The organism is Mucilaginibacter psychrotolerans, from assembly GCF_004519315.1.
Classification (GTDB): Bacteria; Bacteroidota; Bacteroidia; order Sphingobacteriales; family Sphingobacteriaceae; genus Mucilaginibacter; species Mucilaginibacter psychrotolerans.
In genome coordinates, this window is record NZ_SOZE01000012.1 from 91367 (window position 1) to 111301 (window position 19935).

At 45.2% G+C, this 19935-nt stretch carries 17 protein-coding genes; 8 read left to right on the top strand and 9 right to left on the bottom strand.

Annotation, left to right across the window (positions count from 1 at the left end; all coding sequences use genetic code 11):
* The first annotated feature begins 492 nt into the window (after window positions 1-492).
* Complete coding sequence (locus tag E2R66_RS13515; protein WP_133231518.1) at window positions 493-801, top strand: hypothetical protein; 309 nt, start codon at window positions 493-495, stop codon at window positions 799-801.
* Window positions 802-916: 115 nt separating this feature from the next.
* Here the strand turns inward: E2R66_RS13515 and E2R66_RS13520 are convergent, their stop codons facing one another.
* Together E2R66_RS13520 and E2R66_RS13525 are read right to left on the bottom strand one after the other, a co-directional pair.
* Entirely contained in the window at window positions 917-1540 is a 624-nt protein-coding gene (locus E2R66_RS13520; RefSeq protein WP_133231516.1) for a carbonic anhydrase family protein, read from the bottom strand.
* A 20-nt stretch (window positions 1541-1560) separates the two neighbouring features.
* Window positions 1561-2454, bottom strand: a complete 894-nt coding sequence (locus E2R66_RS13525) for a bestrophin family protein (RefSeq protein ID WP_133231514.1) — start codon at window positions 2452-2454, stop codon at window positions 1561-1563.
* 126 nt (window positions 2455-2580) lie between these two features.
* On the opposite strand from E2R66_RS13525, the gene E2R66_RS13530 reads away from it, so the two are divergent.
* Window positions 2581-3252 carry a TetR/AcrR family transcriptional regulator gene (locus E2R66_RS13530; RefSeq protein WP_133231512.1) on the top strand — a complete coding sequence of 224 codons (672 nt, stop codon included), beginning with the start codon at window positions 2581-2583 and terminating at the stop codon, window positions 3250-3252.
* An 18-nt stretch (window positions 3253-3270) separates the two neighbouring features.
* On the opposite strand, the gene E2R66_RS13535 is transcribed toward E2R66_RS13530, so the two are convergent.
* The 7 genes from E2R66_RS13535 to E2R66_RS13565 form a co-directional block, all read right to left on the bottom strand.
* Complete coding sequence (locus E2R66_RS13535; protein ID WP_133231510.1) at window positions 3271-6174, bottom strand: DUF6493 family protein; 2904 nt, start codon at window positions 6172-6174, stop codon at window positions 3271-3273.
* A gap of 6 nt (window positions 6175-6180) precedes the next feature.
* Window positions 6181-7521, bottom strand: a complete 1341-nt coding sequence (locus E2R66_RS13540) for an SWIM zinc finger family protein (RefSeq protein WP_133231508.1) — start codon at window positions 7519-7521, stop codon at window positions 6181-6183.
* Window positions 7522-8157: 636 nt separating this feature from the next.
* Window positions 8158-8943: a tetratricopeptide repeat protein gene (locus E2R66_RS13545; RefSeq protein WP_133231506.1), complete on the bottom strand. Its 786-nt coding sequence runs from the start codon at window positions 8941-8943 to the stop codon at window positions 8158-8160.
* Entirely contained in the window at window positions 8889-9140 is a 252-nt protein-coding gene (locus E2R66_RS13550) for a hypothetical protein (RefSeq protein WP_133231504.1), read from the bottom strand. The genes E2R66_RS13545 and E2R66_RS13550 overlap by 55 nt, the downstream gene beginning before the upstream one ends.
* Before the next feature lie 169 nt (window positions 9141-9309).
* Window positions 9310-9675: a response regulator gene (locus E2R66_RS13555; RefSeq protein WP_133231502.1), complete on the bottom strand. Its 366-nt coding sequence runs from the start codon at window positions 9673-9675 to the stop codon at window positions 9310-9312.
* Window positions 9676-9773: 98 nt separating this feature from the next.
* Window positions 9774-12974: a chemotaxis protein CheB gene (locus tag E2R66_RS13560; protein WP_133231500.1), complete on the bottom strand. Its 3201-nt coding sequence runs from the start codon at window positions 12972-12974 to the stop codon at window positions 9774-9776.
* A gap of 275 nt (window positions 12975-13249) precedes the next feature.
* Window positions 13250-13519 carry a hypothetical protein gene (locus tag E2R66_RS13565; protein WP_133231498.1) on the bottom strand — a complete coding sequence of 90 codons (270 nt, stop codon included), beginning with the start codon at window positions 13517-13519 and terminating at the stop codon, window positions 13250-13252.
* Window positions 13520-13760: 241 nt separating this feature from the next.
* Here E2R66_RS13565 and E2R66_RS13570 point away from each other — a divergent pair, with 241 nt between their 5' ends.
* The 6 genes from E2R66_RS13570 (at window position 13761) to E2R66_RS13595 (ending at window position 19910) form a co-directional block, all read left to right on the top strand.
* On the top strand, window positions 13761-14561 hold the full coding sequence (locus tag E2R66_RS13570; RefSeq protein WP_133231496.1) for an NIPSNAP family protein: 801 nt from the start codon (window positions 13761-13763) through the stop codon (window positions 14559-14561).
* A 236-nt stretch (window positions 14562-14797) separates the two neighbouring features.
* The gene (locus tag E2R66_RS13575) at window positions 14798-15052 is read left to right on the top strand and encodes a hypothetical protein (RefSeq protein ID WP_133231494.1); all 255 of its coding nucleotides are present in this window, start codon (window positions 14798-14800) and stop codon (window positions 15050-15052) included.
* 210 nt (window positions 15053-15262) lie between these two features.
* A complete protein-coding gene (locus E2R66_RS13580; protein WP_133231492.1) occupies window positions 15263-15970 on the top strand; it encodes an NUDIX hydrolase in 708 nt (235 codons plus the stop codon).
* A gap of 102 nt (window positions 15971-16072) precedes the next feature.
* A complete protein-coding gene (locus E2R66_RS13585; RefSeq protein ID WP_133231490.1) occupies window positions 16073-17779 on the top strand; it encodes a ribulokinase in 1707 nt (568 codons plus the stop codon).
* A 3-nt stretch (window positions 17780-17782) separates the two neighbouring features.
* Window positions 17783-18484: an L-ribulose-5-phosphate 4-epimerase gene (locus tag E2R66_RS13590; protein ID WP_133231488.1), complete on the top strand. Its 702-nt coding sequence runs from the start codon at window positions 17783-17785 to the stop codon at window positions 18482-18484.
* Window positions 18485-18542: 58 nt separating this feature from the next.
* Window positions 18543-19910 (top strand): glycoside hydrolase family 27 protein, encoded by a 1368-nt coding sequence (locus E2R66_RS13595; RefSeq protein WP_133231486.1) that lies wholly within the window; start codon window positions 18543-18545, stop codon window positions 19908-19910.
* Window positions 19911-19935: the final 25 nt, after the last annotated feature.

Genomic DNA, 19935 nt, shown 5'->3' on the forward strand with positions numbered 1-19935 from the left:
GAGTGTTTATACCGATTTGAGTTTTACGCTCCGCTAGGAGCATCGTGTTTATAGAAACTTTACAAGCAATACTGAGGGCTCCGTAGGTGCCTCCTCTTTACAAGCGATTGCTAAATATAATAAGAATATGGCAAATATAGGGTGAGGTGGCCGGTGCTTTTAGCAGAGGTGAAATGACGGCATTTCTGCGTCGCGAGTGGACTCTCCCCGGCGACGCTAAGCTGGGCGACCCTTCTGCTCCGCAAAGAGGGATTTAGTTCTCGCCATTTGAGATGCAGAAAAGGCTTTAGTTTAGGCCCTCTTTGCGCAGCAGAGAGGGCCGACGCTCCGTACACGGAGCCGTCGGGGTGAGTCAAATATGCGGGCGATAAGGATCGAGTTCAAAAGCTCCGAATCCGCAAAGGCAATGCCGCAATGCACGCAGCATTGTGGCGCATTTACCCCTTGCCTACCGCAACGAGATTAATTAACTTGCATAAACCAATTACCGCAATGAAAGTAGTACGCGTACAATATACCACCCGCGAGGAATATGCGCCGATAAACCAGCAAAATATAGCCGCCATAGTAGCCGAACTGAAGGCCCTTAACCACCCCGGCATTAAATATGGCGCATGGCTGCTGCCCGATGGTAAAACCTTTATGCATTTTGACCAGTTGGAAAGCGAAGAAGCCCACCAGGTATTACAGGGATTGGCCTCCTTTAAAAAATTTGCTGATGAACTTTGGGCCAGCGGATTGGAGGTAGAGCCCAAATTGGATATACTGGATTTAGTAGCCAGTACGGAGGCCTATTATTGAGGCAAAAGCAGTCTGCTCATGCGCCCGAGTACAAATTGCGTGCTTGAATGGCTAAGCACGGCGTAAATAAGCAAAGGGCCTGAGTTATAAACCCCGGCCCTTTGCTGTTGGCATATTATTCAAAAAATGTTACCAGGCCGGTTTCTACATCGTAAAGGCCGCCAACAATTTTAATGCTGCCCTCCTGCTCTAAGGCTGCCACTATCGGGCTTTCGCGCCTTATGCGGTCGATGGTTAAATTTACGTGGATATCGGTAACCTTGTTTACAAACTCGGGGTTTGAGCCGTTCCTCTCTTCGGTAACTGTTTTTTCGTTAACAAGTGCCGGCTGTATTTTGTTAAGCAGTGTGGTAAGGTTGCCCATTTCTACATGGTTGCAGGCACCCACAATTGCCCCGCATTTGGTATGGCCCAATACCATAATTATTTTTGTACCCACTACTTTGGTAGCAAATTCCATGCTGCCCAAAATATCCTCGTTAAGGATGTTACCGGCAATACGGATGCTGAAGATATCGCCCAAGCCCTGGTCAAAAATCAGCTCTGCCGAAGTACGGCTATCTATACAACTTAAAATGGTGGCAAAAGGAAACTGCCCTGTAGAAGTTTCGTTCACCTGTTGCAAAAGGTTGCGGTTTGCTTTCAGGTTGTTGATAAATCGCTGGTTGCCATCTTTTAAGATCTGAAGTGCTGATGCCGGCGTTAAATTACTTTGCGTTTCTTTTGAATGAGTGTACATGGCTTTTTTGTTTTAATGGTTTACAATGAATAGAAACCTTGGGGCTTAAGGGGCTCGGGCACGTTAGTTTCTCCTAATAGTTGTTTGATATTTATTTCGATGTTGGTAGCAATGGTGGTCATGGCGGTATCTGTAGGGTGATTGCTAAACGGATCCTGCAGGTATGTGGCCGATTTTTCCAGCAGGAAAAAAGCCGACGAGATCACCAGCAGCAGCGGTATCTCAAAAAAACTATTGATGCCGGTTAACGCAATAGCCAGCGTAACCACAAAAATGTAGATGAAGAAATGCAGGAACAAGCGGTAAGTTTGCGGGAATACGGTGCTTTTGATGCGTTCGGCCATGCCCATGGCATTAGAAAAATTTACCAGCGTGTTATTGATCTGTACGTGGCTAAAAATCTCCAGGCTACCCCCGTTTTTTAAACTCGCTATTTGCAAGGCGTTTAATTGCAGTAGCGCCAAAGGCTTGTTGCTGTGCTTTTTGATCTGGTCCAGGTCGCCCTCCGAAATGTATTTATCCATGTTGGCAATAGCATCCAACCCGCGCAGGCTTTGGCCCAAACTAAAACACCAGGCAATTTGCCGGTAGGCAAGCTCCTTTATCTGCGCTTGCTTATCCGGGCTAACAAACGACTGTAGCTGCAATACAAACGTGCGGCTTTCGTTTACAATGCTGCCCCAAATTTTCCGGGCCTCCCACCAGCGGTCGTACGATTGATTGATCTTAAACGACAGGATAACCGAGATAGCGGTACCAATAAACGCCGGAATGCCGATAGGCATTTCGGGAATAAGGTGCTGAAATTTGGCGGTTAAATAATTTACCAATAAGCCCACCAGCAGTACGTAAAGCACCTCCATCTTGATTTTATTGAGGATATATTTAGCAGGAATACTTTGTTTTAGTAGCATAGTTCGTCATCGTTAAATGATAGTACAAAATTATAAAACTATTTTCAACAATAGTAATACTATCACAAACAAATAAAAAATATTTTGTTTTAATGAATTACTATCTTTGTGTAAAGTTTTGCACTTATGGATTTCCAGGTAAAGTTTGCTATCAACGAAAAGATATTTCTACGTAACCCCGAAAGCAGCGAGGTAGGTAAACTGATGGTGAAAAAAGCTATCGATTTAATTTACGAACTGGGCTTTGAGCATTTTACCTTTAAAAAGCTGGCTATAGAAATTGGTTCTACCGAGGCTACCATATACCGGTATTTTGAAAACAAGCACCGGCTGCTGCTGTATATACTCAACTGGTATTGGTGTTATATGGAGTTTTTAGTAACGTTTAAGCTGGAGAACCTTACCGACAAAAAGGAGCAACTACGCGTAATTGTGCATTTGCTCACGCACGAGTTTGCCGAGAGTACCAGTCAGTTCGATTACAACAAAAAGTACCTTAACCAAATTGTGATATCAGAAAGCAGTAAAGTGTTCCTGGTGAAGGAGGTGACAGAGATCAATAAAGATGCGGTGTTTAAGCCCTATAAAGACCTCTGCACCAAAATTGCGGCGGTGATTACCTCCTATCAACCCGACTATCAGTTCCCCCGATCATTAAGTACCACCCTGATAGAAACCGCCCATCATCAGCAGTTCTTCGGCGCAAACCTGCCCAAACTAACCGATATCTCCCCCGAAAACAAAACCGACTTTGCCAACAGCTTTTTAGAGGATTTGTTGTTTAAGGCGTTGGGGTAAGGGATGGGGGCGGGAGGATCAACCTGCATTTTTTAACTTTTGGATGATCTTCTTCAAGCTTTCTGTAGACTCCCAAATGTTCAAAAGGGCAATAACATGCTCTAATGCAATTTTACTTTTATTGATAGCTAACACCTCGGCGTAAATTTCTAAAAGTTTTTTGCACCCGTTAATTGGAGTATCGCCCATTTGTTCTACACAATGGCATAGCAGGCCTTCCAGGGCACTGTTATGCTTTTTGGATATTTGGAACATGTTGGCTATTATCAGGTCTGTAAAACGCTTCAAAGGTGCAAGCTCAATTCTTTCGTGCTTACCAATAATGCGCCCTATTGCATTGCTATCCAACAGTCCCTCGGCTACGCCTTTTATCCATAACTCAGCAGCATAGGTACGTACGGTTTTATCGCTGCTGATCATACAGGTAGCCACAAACAAATGAGACATGGTTCCGTACCGGTAATTTAAGGTTAAAAGGGTTTCGAGTGTATAAATGACCAGTCTTTTGTCGTTCTCACCCATAAAATCCACATAGTGGAAACCCTTATTAATAATATGGGCCAGGAGGATATCCGGCTGCCTTGGCATTAAATATAGAAGGCGTTTAATGTCGTTATGTTCTGCCGAGATATATTCAAACTTGAGTTCTGTATAATCGTAAACCGATGGCTCGATTTCCTTTTGGCCAGGAAGTAGTTTATTGAGTACCGCTTTAAAGGTTGAGGTTTTTTTTTGTTTATCACCAAAATTAACCCTGATAATTTTTTGTTTGTCGGGAATGTTTACATACTCCTTTAAATTGTAATTGTATTCTTTCCTAAAATAGTCTTCCACCTTTGATTCCCAACCAAACTCCCCGTTAAGATAGGGTTGCGATAAACCGGTAAGCGAACTCCACTCGGCATCGATATTCGGCGATGATTTGGCAACGCCGGCCATCAGCCAGGCTGTTTTACATTTGTAACTGTCTTTAGCGTGATTATCTTCACCCAACACGAATCCCATGAATGCCCGGTATTCACCGGTAAGCTTTTCATCAGCTAATTTGAGCGCCTCTTCTGGATGATTTGGAAGGCAACGCGCAATGGCGACTTGCAGATCCATTTCCCCCGGCATAACATTGGCTTTTTGATACAGGCTCAAACGTTCAATAAGCGCAACGGCCGAAACCCAACAGGGTTCGTGAGTGGGTGTAGACAACAGGGGCAGGTTTATTTTTCGCTCCAGCATGAAAAAGGCATTCAACAAAATATGTTTATGCGGTTTGTACCCTAATGAATGCGTATAAACATCCCAGGGCTTTATGCCGCCAAGCCGAGTTTGATAACCACTCCAATTGGCTTTCTTATCATCCTCTAACTTTACAAATGTTTTTTGCATTTGCCGTATAGGTTCAGCGGCAAATGGGGTAAAGTTCACCAACAGTTGGCCATAACTTATAAAAAACTTAGCCAACATATTATCCAGATAACCCATAGTACTGTTCCAATCGCTGGTTATGATTTTATAGGCGCGCTGAAATGCCGGCATCAGCTTCAGGATGTTATCCGCTGTCATTTTATGCTGAAATTTGAGGACGGCGGCGGGGAGCAGGTCAAAATGGTAAGTTTCATTCTGATCAAATGACTGGCTGGCTAAAAAAACAAAATCATCGAAGTTTTCCGGCATCCTGATTTCGATAATGCTTGCTTCGGAATCGGGCAAGGCATCTTCTGTTAAGCTGTTTTCGTTTACAAACGCTATAGCAAAACCGATTAAAATATCCCTTGCTTCAGAAAACAAAGCGTCGTAATAGGTTTGAATGGTTTCTTTTAGCGTATCAACCTGAGTGTGGCCGTATTTCTGTATCAGTTTGGCCGCCCTTAGCTGGAGGCTGTTATCCTGGTGGATAAATGCCTGGCAGGCGATGACGCAAATTTGTTCGCGCTGATCGGGGTGCTTTTTAGCTAGCTTATCCAACGTCATTAACGCACCGGCCACCACTGTTTTGGATTCTGATGTTAACAGGGCGACAGCATAATCTAAATAAGCATCAACTAAGAATTCCTTTTCATCGGTCAGATCCTTTAAGTATTTGGCTGATGTATTTACCACTTTGCTGTGTGGAGAATTAAGCGCCTGGAATAACGCTTCCTGCAGTTCTTTGACTTCGGCTTTTGTGGGTTCTAGTTTTATGAATAGTTCGATAAACCAACCCGACAAAGTTTGATTGAAATTATTATTACTGGCCTTTAGCGATACTTTCAGCAGGCGTTTTCGGTCGATCTTGTTTTCGTCCGTGTACTTTTTAAAAGTATCTATCCATAGCCCGTCTTTGCTTTTTTCGGGTAAGTTGATATACCGGTAACTCCAATTAACCCCAGACTCGTGCTCGAAGATATACCAGATATGTTCTTTTAAAGTAATCTCGCGTTTGAGGAGGTTTTCGGGCACATATTTGTGTTCCCGCAATTTCGATTCAATAATATAATTTGGCAATATTTTGGCAATCAACGCTGGGGTTTCAATTACATAATTTTGTTCCACCAACTCCATGTACCAATCATAATTTAGAAAGTAGGGTGTAAAATCCTGATTGGCATAACTATTGATGAAATCGCTAAACCAGGCAGGGCAGTACCAGGGCAAAATGGTATCTAAGGTTTCTTTGTTAATAACGCCCCAGTTGCTTTGCTCGAAATCTTTTTGATTGTGGCACACAAAGCCGGCAATGCCCAGGACGTTACGTTGCGCGTTTGACCATTTTGGCCGAACACTGCCTATACCAGCTTCCTGGCTGAAAGCAGAGTAGACTTTAAAAAGCCTTTTAAGGGCCGGTACCAGTTCTTTCTTTTGCGCTTTATCCAGCTTTTGCAAAAACGGAATTAACTCCGCTTCCTTGTCATTCTCCAGCAGATTAGTAAAGTCTTGGGTAATCGTCATGGCAGTTTAGTTAATGATTAATTTTTTCACTGCCAATATATGTTTGCAAACGCCCCGCTCTCCCTGGTTTTTGCTAAACCAGGTACAGGTACATTGTTCTCTATCCCCGTTCAGAATAACGATGTGCTTAACGCCACTGCCTTCTACCTGCGCCTCCACTTTATTACTTTCCCGCGATACAATTTTAACCTTCCCTTCAAGCAGTAGTTTTTCGGCGTCCTTTAATCTCGGGTTAAGGCTCATAATACGGCTCAGCTTAAATGGTAGCCTGCGGTAAAAGAAATTGTTTTCGTCCAGGTCGTAGCCTAAAAGCCCAATTGCAGAAAGGCGGCCGGTAATATTCGCCACCTTTTGCAGGTCAAGCCCTTCGTTAACGGCAAGCAGGGTGGCATTAAATTCCTGATTGGCGTAACTATAATTGTCTACAAGCTCTACCCAATTATCAGGCACATCTTCTATCAGCGACTCCAACCCGGCACCCTCGCCCGAAAACCCGCGCCAGGTATCGCGCGATAACGACAAGGTAAATCTTATAGCGCCAATATAAACCTGCCAGGTTGTGGCCTGCATGGTAGCATGAGGGAATACCCTTAACTCATCTGCTATTGCTAACAGAGGCTCAATTAGTTTTAAGCGGTGTAAGCCGCCAACAGTAATGGCATCATTAGATTTTACCGGGGAAAACATTGGCTTGCCGCCCCTTATTAATAGATAATAATCTGTTTTAGGTTTACCGCTTGGTATGGTTTTAAATAGCTGCAGCGCCTGCAGGCGGTTAAACGAATGTACCTTTTCAGACTCGGAAAGAAACATTTGTACGGAGGTTAGCGCTTTTATCCATTTAACAGGCAGCGGGACTTTCCGCTCAATTACTTTTTCGTTTTCGCGATGCAGGCCTACTTCTTTTTGCCCGATAGATAGCAACACGTTTTCGTTTTTACGGACATTGCTTAAGGCCGAAAGCATTGGCTGGTTAAAATCAACGTTGGTTGTACCGCTTTCTAAAAATTCGCCGTCGTGCCCATCGCCTAAAACATCTACCCGCGCATAAACCCCTGCGCAATGAGAAAACCCCTCAAACCTAATCTTCTCATTGCCGGCCGTAACAATAGGGTCTTTTAAGAGCGCAAGCTGAAACGGGGAAAGATTGAAACTGGACTGCACAACATTGGAAAGCGTAAGCAAGCACCGTGCAGTTGTGTACGGATCAGTTAAACGCCCCCAAAAAAAACAGGGTGCATCCTTTTTTTGTACTTCGCTATATTTGGCTAAAAACAATTCGTCTAAAGACGCTGACTTGTTGAAAGCCGAAGATCTGTTGTATTGGTAAGTGATGGTATCAGACATGGTGATAAGGAGCAAGGTAATAAATAACTAAAATAGGCAGAATTTTGATTAAGTGGCATAAAAGTATTTCAACACTTGAGCAAAAAATTGCATAGAAGCCCCCAGCTGCCCCCCCCCCGCTGCCGCAAGCGTCCCCGCTGGTGGCTTGCTTGCAGAGTAACTGCATTGCAAGCCGCCCTGCTTATCGGGGATTATTAATATTTTTATTTTGGGGCGAAGGTATTACTGAGCTCCCTTTGGTCGGTTGTCTCACGTACCTCGCAATGATGTGGTGGTGAAGTGGGCTTCTATTGTGCTCGTGCTGTCCCCTAATTCCAATTTCGCCCCAGCTGCCGCTTGCGGTAGCAATGGCCAGTTAAGAAGAAATCGTGATGAAATAGCTTTACAAAAGTGTTTCACTTTTTGGGCAAAAAGTGAAACACTTATTTTTGTATTTTTTATTTAACACCCTAATAAATAGCAATTTAGGTTGTTTACCTCCATAAATGATACTGTTCCGCGTTTTTTTATAACAAATTGATTATCAATGATATTTACAAAAAAAGCGTTTCGCGTGTTTCACTCGCGCGAAACGAAACACTTTGTTTAACGCACCGTACAAAACAACCCTAAACCCAGATGTAATGCAAGCCCGCCCTAAAAATCAAGCGCTTCATCCCCGGTGTTCATTGCTTCGAATTTGGCTGTTAAAAAGCCATAAACCGGTATTTTTAAAAGTGTGGTACCGTATTGTGTTATCAGGTTGTAATCCTCGTTAATCAGGGCATCCATATAACGGTCTGCAGAGGCGATATCGCCAATTATGGAATAATAGCGGCACATTATGCCGTAATAATTCGCAGCCAGCTCTATGTTAAATTCTGTTTGGCCGGGATATATATCTGCCAAATCGGCCTTATTATCAAACACGGCCGGTATTTCATCATTCCTGCCCTGGTCTAAAAGTATATCGGCGAAATCTACGCGGTGAGGCAGGTAATCAGGAAACCTATTATACGTTCTTTCCAAAATCACATCGCTCTCATCAAACTGATTATTATGGGTGTAAGCAAATTGTAACAGGAAATAAAACTGTTCGCGTTGCGGGTATTTCTCTATGGCCTGCAATAATTGGGGTATGGCCTGTTCATAATTCTGATCGTCAAAAACCAACTGCTTCAACAAATTGAATTCTGCTTCCTCGGCATCGTTATCAAAAGTTTCGTACAAAGTGTTCTCTTCCTTATCAACTAATGTGTAGCCGGTACCGATGGGCTGCCCGGCGACAGGGTTGCCATCCTGGTACCCGTTGCCTATGAACTCCTTGTAAGTTTCATTCGTCTTTTTTATGAGGTTCAGCATCTGCAAATTGGTGGCTTCTTCTCCATCTAGCATATCTTCCAGGTCGTCGTCATCATCGTCCCAGTCATCGTCATCAAACACAGATACTTGCCTACAGTTATATTACCGGTTACATGCCTGCGCGCTATAAGTATACTGCATATACCGGCACTCTCCCACTCTTCAGTAATAAGGCATTCGTGTAAAGGCAGCGAGCGTGCCTGGTTTTTGATGTAATTTTCGGCGGTTAGCGCAACCGGCCTAAACGGGACTACTTTACCTTTCTTTTTCTGAGCCATAGGGTGTTTAATATTGGCCGGAGCAAAAAAAATCCGGCGGAAGTCTGCCGGCAAATATCCCAAAAAATGATTTTATCAGATAAGCGAATTTGTTACATTTTCAAAAGATAATGGTTTGGGTTTGTGTGGCGCTAAAGCCGTCCCGTTGGGGTGAAGGCCTTCCGCTTCACTATTCGCCTAACTGCCTTTTTATGGCATCAAGCAACTGGTCTACATCAAATGGTTTTGCAATGAAATCATTTGGCGCGCCGGGTAAATTAAGCACCGCAGCAAGATCGTGTGTGCCCGAGATAAGGATAACCGGCAATAAATTGGTAAGATGGTTTTCTTTTATTTCTCTGCAAATGGTGCGCCCATCCATATCGGCAAGCATCACATCCATTAAAATAAGATCGGGGGTAAAATCTTTGATGTGGTTAAATACGGTGTCGCCGCAGTTTAAGGTTTTCACCTCATAGCCGTTTTCGGTTAACAAGTAAGCAACAACATCTAAAATATCATCGTCATCATCTAAAACCAATATCTTTTTGCTCATAAATCAAGGTAGAATAGTATCGGCAACAGATAGCCAATTATGGTGCCAGCATTATGATTTTTGCTATTTAAATATTTATTTACCAGTTATTTATTAAATCAGTTTAAAAACGGCGTTATGGCTGGCGCTTCCGTTTCTATTTTGAGGTAGATCATAAAATCAGAGCCCACACCCGGCTCACTTTCTACAACAATTTTACCTCCCGCGGCATTTACTATTTTTTTGGCCAGGTACAGCCCTATGCCATGCCCCTCTACATCCTGGTTTAGCCGGCCATACATATCAAAAATTTTGTCGATACCGCGTTTAGGGATGCCTTTCCCGTTATCCTTTACCGATAAAACAACCATATCGCCTTCCTGCCAGGTAAGGATGGTAATTACCGGGCTTTCTTCGCTTCTGAACTTGATAGCGTTTGAAATGAGGTTATAAACAATGCTCCTGAGGTTCTTTTTAGAAAAAAGGATCTGCTTAACGGCCAGGTTTCTGGTAATTACTGCGCCCGATGCGTTAATCTTGTTTTCGAGGCTCCATTCTATGTTATTCATTATTTCATCAAGGTCCACCATTTCCATGGCTATCATATCATTCTCCACCTTGGCTATCGTAGCAATATCGGTTATCAGTTCGCGGAACTTTTTAACGGAGCCATTAATGATATTCAAAAAATCCATCAGCTTAACATCGGTTAAGGTTATTCTGTTCATGATATTGATGCTGGTTTCTATATTGCTAAGCGGAGCCAGCAGATCGTGCGAGGCGGCGTGGATAAAATGGTCCAGATCGGTATTAATGCGCAGCAGCGTTTTGTTCTTTTTATCAATTTCCTGTTCGTTACGCTTTAGCTCGGTAATGTCATTAAAGGTGATGATCGCGCCGCTGTTGGTGTTATCGGCCAGCAGGTAGGGCATCGTCATGATCTGATACCATTTGCCGTTGTTGGTTTCAATTTCTTTGGTGATAACAGAGCCATCGTGCAGCACCTGCCTGATATCATCAATGATGGTTTCGAATTTGATATTGGTAGATATATTACTCAGCGGCCTGCCAATGTCCGTTTCCAGCAGGTTTATCTGTTTTGTTGTGCCTGGCGAAAAACGCATCAATTGCAGGTCGTTATTAATAAATAGCTGCCCGTTTACATTGCTCCTGAAATAATTATTCAGGTCCTCGTTAATTTCCAGCAGTTCTTTGTTCTTTAACTGGTAGTCGGCATTAATGGTATGCAGTTCTTCATTTACAGATTGCATCTCTTCATTAGTGCTCTGCATCTCTTCGTTGGCCGATATCAGCTCCTCATTAAACGATTGCATGTTTTCGTTAGAGGCATCAAGCCTTTCGTAGGATAAATGCAGTTTATCTTTCAGCTCCTTTAGCTCTGCCTCCAGGTTTTTGGTGTACTGATCGAGGTATAGAGTTTCATTATATACCGTATCATCTTTGGCGGGATTAGTTTTATCTTTGGTAAAGGTTGCCATCAATAGTTTTTGCTCGCCTTTAACTTCTAAGGCGCTAACCGAAAGATTAACTTTAAATATCTTATTGCCCTCTTTAATTTTTACGCCCTTCACGGCAGCATTTTCGCCATCTTTTAAAACACTGCTGCTTAAAGTATTGAACACCACAGCAAGAGGTTTGGGTAAGAGCTCGGTTAGGTTGGAGGTAAAATGCTTCTGGAGTAAATAAGTTGTAGTGTCGCCGTAGGCGCTTATCACCTGGTTATTTTCGTTCACACAAACGGCCAGGTAATCCAGCCCGGCGGCTAAGCTGATGTGCATCGCTTCTGACAACTCATGATTGGGATTTTTAGCGATATCACCGGTTGCAAAACGCGTAGGCGCCTTTTTAATATCCAAAAGATCGGGCAAAGAAAAAGCATCGAAGTTTATCCCTCTCTTTTTTTCGAGATTTTTATAGATCTTCCATTTTTTATGAACTACCTGCAGATTCTTGAGTATCGGCATCGGATTTTCGCTGGATCCTAAAAACAAGTACCCATCCATTTTGAGCCCGAAAAGCAGCATAGTGAATACCTTTTTTTGCAGTACCGCCGTCATATAAATGAGCAGGTTGCGGCAGCTGATAAAGTGCATATTGCAATAAGGCGGGTTTTTCACCAGATCGTGCTGGGCAAAAATCACCATCTTACGTATAACCGGGTTTACCCTGAATCCGTCTCCCTCTTTAATAAAGTATTTTTCCAGGCGTTCAGGCGAAACTTCTTTAGAAATTTTAGCACTATACAGTCCTTTACCGGCATGCAGTAAAGCCGCACTATCAATATCGGTAGCAAATATCTTTACTACGCGGTCTTCCGCGCCATCCTTTAGCAGTTCGGCAATCAGTATGGCCAGCGAGTAAACCTCTTCACCTGTAGCACAGCCTGCAACCCATAGCTTCAATTCTTCGTCGGGCGAAAGCTTGTGTATTATATCGGGCAATACCTCTTTTTGTATAAGTTCAAAAGCCCCCTTATCCCTAAAAAACGAGGTTACACTAATGAGGAATTCCTTAGCAAGCGCCTCAACTTCAGCGGGTGTTGCTTTAAGGTAATCGAGATAACTGCTGAGCGAGGTGAAATTGCCGGATGATGCACGCCTCTTAGTCCTGCGGAGTATGGTGGTTTGTTTGTAATCAGAAAAATCGAGTGGCGACGTTTCCTTGATCAGGTCGATAATGGCTTTTAAGTTGGTTTCATCATCCTTATCATCGGTTAAAAGCTCGCCCTCGTTTTTAACATAATCTTCTATAGCACCGGGCATTTGTGCCGGTTCTAAAACAAAATCTACCAAACCGGTAGCAATAGCGCTTGAGGGCATGCTGCCAAATTCGGATGTTGCCGGGTTGCGGGCCATGATCATCCCTCCTGCTTTTTTGATGGCTTTAATACCATCGGTGCCATCACTGCCCAAGCCTGAAAGAATAACACCGATAGCCTTTTTACCGCAATCGGCAGCAAGCGATTCAAAAAAGTGATTGATGGTTAAATGCGGTCCTTTAACATGCTCCTTATCGGTTAAATATAAGGTACCATCGTTAATGGTCATGAATTTATTGTGCGGGATAAGGTAAACTTCATTGCAAACTACAGGCATCTCATTTTCGGCCTCTTGTACAACAAGCTTGCTATGCCGGGCCAACAGCTCCACCATGCGGCTTTTAAAATCCGACGATAAATGCTGGATGATCACATAAGAAACCCCATCGAGGGGGGTATGATCAAAAAAGGAATTAATTTCATCCATACCACCCGCGGATGCGCCAATGGCAATAATATGGTGGGGGTCTGCTGCAAGCATAAAAAGAAGAAATTAATAACGGGTTAAAGAACGTATTAATGTGTAAGGCAAGTAAATCAAACCTACAGTTAATTTTTTGAAAATCAAAAAGTTATTAAGTGATGCTCATCATTGTATTTAGCTGTGATCGATGTGATTTCTGCGGCATTTCAAGGGAAAGACCGTCCTCTCAACACCCGATAGCAGCGTAAAGCCCCGCTGCTATCAGCGGCTTGCAAGTACCCACAGCCAGGCGGCAGGCGGGCAGGGGCTACTGATTGTAATTCCGCGCCCCCCTATCGTTTCTCGATATAATCGTACCAAACGTACAATTGATCGAACAGCGGGCCGCCATTGAATTCTTTGCCTTTTGACGTTACCATGCGTATGTAGCCATCGGTATTATCTACTACCACTTCATCAATTTCGCTGGCGGGGTTGCCCTTCTCAAAGGTAAAGCGCACTTTCAGCTTGCCCTTAAGGCGCTCTACCTGGCCATGAGTGGGTACTAAATGGGTTTCGCCGCTTTTGTAAAAGCTGATGTGCCGGGTGTCTGTTAAACTCATATAGTATAGCGCGAATTGCATATTGTAAAACAAAGCAAAAACAGCGAGGGTCAACAGGTGAGAACCACCCTATCGGCGGGCGTTTTTTCACCCTTTTTTTTTAGAGGAAAACCTAAAGCCGAAATTCTAAAGCCGAAACTATAAATTCGAAATCCGAAGTCACAAATCCGAAATCCCAATGCCGAAATCCGAAATCAGGAAATAAAGCTTACATTTAGCACAACCATTATCCCGTAAATTGATGAAAAGACGCTCATTTGTGAAAAGCACCCTTTTAAGCGGCGCTGCTGCAGCTGTAATCCCTGCAACCGCTGTAAATGCCCTTGCCGATAACGCCCCCTTTAAAGGCGGCGACTACTACGAACTGCGCACTTACACCCTCAAAAGCGAGGCCCAGCAAAAACTGGTGGAAGATTATCTGCAAAATGCTGCTATCCCCGCCCTTAACCGCGCCGCCGCAAACCATGTAGGTGTATTTACCGAACTGAAACCCGATGGCCAAACCAAAATATACGTACTCATCACCTACAGCAACCTGGCCCATGTAGGCACTGTTGCCGATAAGCTGAGTAAGGATGCGGATTATCAGGCGAAAGGAGCCGCCTACCTTAATGCCCCTGCCAGCGCACCGGCTTACGAGCGGATAGAAAGCTCGCTGATGAAAGCCTTTGAGCATAGTCCGCTGATTGCTGTACCGCCAGGTACACCCCGCATTTTCGAATTGCGCCAATACCAAAGCGCCAGCGAAGCCGCCGGTAAAAAGAAGATAGAAATGTTTAACGACCAGGGCGAGATTGACATTTTCAAACGCCTGGGCTTTAAGCCCGTTTTCTGGGGCGAAACCATTATCGGTGCGCTAAGGCCCAACCTTACTTATATGGTGACCTTTGATGACCTCGCCGCCAAGGATGCACACTGGAAAGCCTTTGTAGGCGATGCGCAGTGGAAAAAGATCAGCACCGTGCCCGATTATGCCGACGCCCTGCTGGTAAACAAAATAACCTCAACCCTGCTGGTGCCAACGGCTTACTCGCAGATTTGACGCCCGGAAATCCCTTTTAAAAGTAACGCAAGCCGGAATTTGTGCGATTCCCCCCTTGTCCGAAGGCCTCCTTTGGAGAGAGGGGCTGAGGGGTGCGTTAGCGCTAAAAGCATAGCCTAACACACCCCTGCCCTCGCTCAAGAGGGAAACAAAAATTCAAACGCGATTTCCCTGATTTAAAGCCGCGTGAATAGTTATTTTGGTAACTTCGCGGCTTTAAAATTCAGAAAACACCCATGCAAGACCCATTCGACGTATTGGTTAACGGCGTAGTTTACTCCGTTTTCCCCGAGGAAGATAACGTATATACCATATTTAAAGCAGGGATCGAATTTGGCAAAATTGAGAAAGACACCGAAAACCTGTGGCTAAAACTAGACCCCGAAACCGAACTGCCGATGTTTGATAACGATGCCGAAACCAACCGCATAGGCCTGGCCATTACCAACTATGTGCCCGAGGAAGAAGACGAGGATGAAGACCTGGATTAAGCAACTCCTACAGCAACGCCACACCTCCGCATTAATTGTAAAATAAACACTTAAATTATTTTCTGTGTGCTTTTGTGTTCAATTACTGCTATAAAAAGCAATAATTTCACCACAAACCATGGTTTTTTGCACAAAAGCCAATAAATAATTTGCAATATGGCCGCTTAAACTATATTTGCGGTTAACTCTGTCATAATTACACATCGCAGCATGCTCAAATACTCAAAACAAACCCGGTTCCTGCTTGCGGTGGATTGCATTGTTTTCGGTTTTGACGGCGAAACCCTTAAGCTGCTGCTCATCAAAAGGGCGTTCAACCCCGAAAAGGATAAATGGAGCCTGATGGGCGGTTTCGTACAAGCTACCGAAAGTCTGGACCAGGCCGCCAACCGCATATTAAAGCAATTAACTGGCTTAGAGGGTGTTTACCTCGAACAAATGTACTCTTTCGGCGAAACCAGTCGCGACCCGATTGAGCGCACCGTATCGGTAAGTTACTTCGCCCTCATCGACATCCATAAGTATGAAAAACAGATAAGCGCCGACTTCCATGCCGAGTGGGTACCGCTTAAACGCATCCCCAAACTTATATTCGATCACCAGGAAATGGTAGAGCTGGCCAAGAAAAGTATCCGCTACAAAGCTGCCCTGCACCCTATTTTATTCGAGCTGCTCCCCTCCCGCTTCACTTTACCACAGCTGCAAAACCTCTACGAGAGCGTTTTTAACGCCAGTATAGATAAGCGCAACTTTAGCAAAAGGGTACTGGCTACCGGTTTGCTCATCAAACTAACCGATAAGGATAAGGCGGGTTCAAAACGCGGCGCTTTTTACTACCAGCTTAATATGCAAAAGTATTACGCTAATTTTCAGGCATTTATCAATATCATCCCCAATCCCGATTCATTACAGAATTAGGCCCCACATCATCCTGCTTAATTTTTTTTGATGTTTCCTTGCAAAAATTTCTTTTTGTAAAAAAATAAGTGTTATTTAGACACTCAATTATAAAGCTAATATATGAGCCAAGATCAGTACGTGATCGGTGTCGACTACGGGTCGGATTCCGTTCGCTCGGTAATCGTTGATGCCTCCAACGGGCAAGAGATCGCTTCTTCTGTATTTAATTACCCCCGCTGGCGCGATGGTAAATACTGCGTGCCATCAGAAAACCAGTTTAGGCAGCACCCTTTAGATTACATAGAGGGCCTGGAAACCACCATAAAAGATTGTATTGAACAGGCAGGCGGCGCATTGATAGCCAAAGCCATCAAAGGCATCTCTGTAGATACTACCGGCTCTACCCCTGTGGCGGTTGATGCTACAGGCAGTCCGTTGGCACTTAGCCCGGAGTTTGCCGAGAACCCCAACGCCATGTTTGTGTTGTGGAAAGACCATACCGGCATCCGCGAAGCCGATGAGATAAACGCTCACGCCGAAAAATTCGAACCGAATTACCTTAAATATGTTGGCGGTATCTATTCATCAGAATGGTTTTGGGCCAAGCTGTTGCATGTAGTACGTGTAGATAGCGCTGTTGCCGCTGCCCTGCATTCATGGGTAGAGCATTGCGACTGGGTACCTTTCCTGCTTACCGGCGGTACCGATGTTAAGGCCATCAAACGCGGGCGCTGCTCGGCAGGGCACAAAGCCCTTTGGGCCGAAGAGTTCGACGGCCTGCCACCCGATAGCTTTTTTAGCTCGCTCGACCCACTATTGACCGGCATTACCGATAAACTTTACAAAGATACTTATACCGCCGATGTAGCCGCCGGTAACCTGAGTGCCGAATGGGCCGATCGCCTTGGCCTCAGTACCGATGTGGTAGTAGGCACCGGTGCATTCGATGCGCATATGGGTGCTGTTGGCGGGCAAATAGAGCCCTACTTCCTCAGCAAGGTAATGGGTACCTCTACCTGCGATATTCTGGTTGCCCCATCTGCCGAGATTGATGGCAAGCTGGTAAAAGGCATCTGCGGGCAGGTAAACGGCTCGGTTATCCCCGGCATGGCGGGTTTAGAAGCAGGGCAATCTGCCTTTGGCGATACCTATGCCTGGTTCAAAAACCTCATTTCCTGGCCCATCAATAACCTGCTGTCGCAATCAACACTGTTGGATACTGCTACCGCAGAGGCCCTCAAAGAAGAATTAGCAGAACTTATTATACCCGAGCTTAGCCGCCAGGCAGCCTTGTTGCCGATAGAAGAATATAACGAACTGGCGGTAGACTGGTTCAACGGTCGCCGCACACCCGATGCCAACCAGGCCCTGAAGGGTGCTATCAGCAGCTTGAATCTGGGTAGCGATGCGCCACGTGTTTTCCGCGCCCTGGCCGAAGCTACCTGCTTTGGTGCCAAAAGCATTGTAGAGCGTTTCATTAGCGAGGGTATCCCGGTAAAAGGTATCATAGGTATCGGCGGGGTGGCCAAAAAGTCGCCATTCGTGATGCAGATGATGGCTGATATTTTGGGTATGCCTATCCGCATCCATCAATTTAAACATACCTGTGCGCTGGGTGCTGCCATGTTTGCGGCTGTGGTAGCGGGTATTTACCCCGATGTGGAAGCCGCCATGCAGGCTATGGGCCGCGGCTTTGATGTAAGCTACGAACCCAACGAAGGGCTGCGCGATGTTTACGAGAAACGCTACAAGCAATACCAGGCCCTGGGCAAGGATATCGCGAAGCAAACCGCACTTAAAAACACTACCGAACTGCAAAACGCCTAAGCTATGAGCCAGTATCAACATATTAAACAAAAGGCATACGAGGCCAACATGCAGCTGCCAAAACTTGGCCTGGTGCTGTTCACCTTTGGCAATGTAAGCGCTGCCGACCGCGAACTGGGTGTATTTGCTATAAAACCCAGCGGCGTGCCTTATGAAGAGCTTACGCCCGAGATGATGGTTATTGTAGATTTTGACGGCAAAACGGTTGAGGGCAGCAAACGCCCCTCGTCTGACACGCAAACGCATGCCGTCTTGTACAAAAAATGGCCTAAAATTGGCGGCATTGTACACACCCATTCTACATTTGGCACAGCCTGGGCACAATCGCAACGTGCTATACCCATCTTCGGTACCACCCATGCCGACCACCTCACCTGCGATATCCCCTGCGCCCCGCCAATGAGCGACGAAATGATACAGGGCAATTACGAATATGAAACCGGCTTCCAAATCATCAATCATTTTGAAAGTCAGGATTTGGACTACGAAGAGGTAGAAATGGTACTGGTAGGCAACCACGCACCCTTTACCTGGGGTAAAACGGCCGATAAAGCTGTTTACAACAGCGCGGTTTTAGAAACCGTTGCCCACATGGCTTACCTTACCGAACAGATAAACCCTAACGCGCCGCGCCTGAAGGATGCCCTGGTAAAAAAGCATTATGAGCGCAAGCACGGGCCGGATTCTTATTACGGACAGAGTTAGATTTGAGACGTGAGATATGAGATTTGAGATCAAAAAAAATACGGGGTTATTAGATAGCATGAAATTTCGCTCTATTGTTTTACTTATTGCTTGTATTACCTTTTGCTTTGGCGCATCGGCACAAGTTAAAATAGCCGCCACGCCTCCTATGGGCTGGAACAGCTATAACTGCTTCGGCTCGGCTGTGCACGAGGATGAGGTAAAAGCCAATACCGATTACATGGCCGATAAGCTGAAAGTCTTTGGCTGGGAGTACATTGTAGTAGATTTTCTTTGGAGCTACGACAACCCTCCCGGTAGCAACATAGGCAACCCCTTCCAAATGCGCCTTGGCGATGGCTCTTACGTGCCCTGGCTCACCATGGATAAATGGGGCCGCTTGTTGCCTCAACCTAATAAATTCCCTTCGGCGCTTGATGGTAAAGGCTTCAAATCATTATCAGATTATGTACACAGCAAGGGCCTCAAATTTGGCATACACGTTATGCGTGGCATTCCACGGCAGGCGGTGTGGAGCAAAACGCCCGTAAAAGGCACCAATGGCATCACGGCAGATATGGTAGCCGATACCAACTCCAAATGCCCATGGATGAACCACATGTACGGGCTTGACATGAAGAAGCCCGGTGCACAGGAGTACCTCAACTCTATTTTAGAACTATACGCCGGTTGGGGTGTAGATTTTATAAAGGTGGATGACCTATCGCGCCCATACAGCAATGCCGAGGTAGAAGGCTATAAAAAAGCCATCGATAATTGCGGCAGGCCCATGGTGTTGAGCCTTTCGCCGGGCGAAACGCCGGTTGCCCAAGCGGCCCATGCTACCCAGTACGCCAACATGTGGCGCATGGCCGACGATTTTTGGGATAACTGGAAAGAGATACTCCACATGTTTGATTACGCCAAAAGCTGGGAAGGCGTTGGCGGCCCCGGTCATTGGCCCGATGCCGACATGATACAGATAGGCAAACTATCTAAACGCGGCCCCGTTGGCAACGAGCGCTACAGCCGCTTTACCGAAGACGAGCAGTACACCCACATGACCTTCTGGAGCATTTACCGCTCGCCGTTGATGCTTGGCGGCAATATGCCCGAAAACCGCGATCTGGAACTGAAGCTATTTACCAATGCCGAGGTATTGAGTGCTAACCAACAAGGCGAAAACCCTAAGCAGCTTTATAAAAAAGATGGTGCCATGGTTTGGTACTCGCACGTGCAGGGCAGTAAAGATTTGTATGTGGCACTGTTCAACATTAGCGATGCAAATAAAAGCGTAGCGGTAGATTTTGCCGCGCTGGGCCTCAAAGGCAAAGTGAAGGTGCGCGACCTGTGGAAGAAACAGGATTTGGGCCAGTTCAGGAAAACGTACCAGCAAGGCATAAACCTGCACGGCGCAGCCTTGCTAAGGTTATCATCAACAAATTAAGAAAATCTAATATCCCATATCTAAA